The following is a 568-nucleotide window of genomic DNA, read 5'->3' on the forward strand; positions in this document are numbered from 1 at the left end:
GATGCCGGTTTCCAACTCCCGGCGGCGGGTTTCCGATGACAGCAGTTCCGACTGCATGACGGAGATCTGCTTGAGCGCGGCATTGAAGCGTTCCTGTGCGGCGAGCGCTTCTTCGGCGCGCAGGTCGCGCTGGGAGGAAAGTTCGTTCAGGCGGGCCTGATAGGTGCGCTGGTCCCGCTTGGCCTGTTCGCGGAAATTGCCCGAGCCGATGCTGTCCATCAGGATCACGGCGGTGGCGATGATGGCCCAGGCCACGAGCGCTGCACTGCCCGCAAAGACGGCAAGCTGGGTCGACGGGCGCAGGCGGATGAATCGGGTGTCGGTATCGGATTTGAGGAAGACGCGGCGTTCGGGAAAGAAATGCTCCAACAGAGCATGTGTCTTGATGGCAAGCCTTGTGCGCACGTTTCTTTCCTTTGTCCGTCCCTGCTGGGCGTTACGGTCCCACTCGTCGCGCCCGGTTCCATGTTGCATATCCAGTGGACCCCCATCGGGCAACCCTGTTGCTTGCTGCCGGTACGTCACGGGGAGCGAATCCGCCCATCCGGCAAAAATCCGCCGATACCAA

General features: G+C 62.1%; 1 protein-coding gene. It reads right to left on the reverse strand.

Features of this window, described 5'->3' with window-relative positions; translation table 11 throughout:
* On the reverse strand, positions 1 to 405 hold a 405-nt coding region (locus A3764_RS21070), incomplete at its 3' end, for a DUF5930 domain-containing protein (RefSeq protein ID WP_236628281.1).
* Positions 406 to 568: the final 163 nt, after the last annotated feature.

The organism is Sulfitobacter sp. HI0129 (genome assembly GCF_001635395.1).
GTDB lineage: Bacteria > Pseudomonadota > Alphaproteobacteria > Rhodobacterales > Rhodobacteraceae > Sulfitobacter.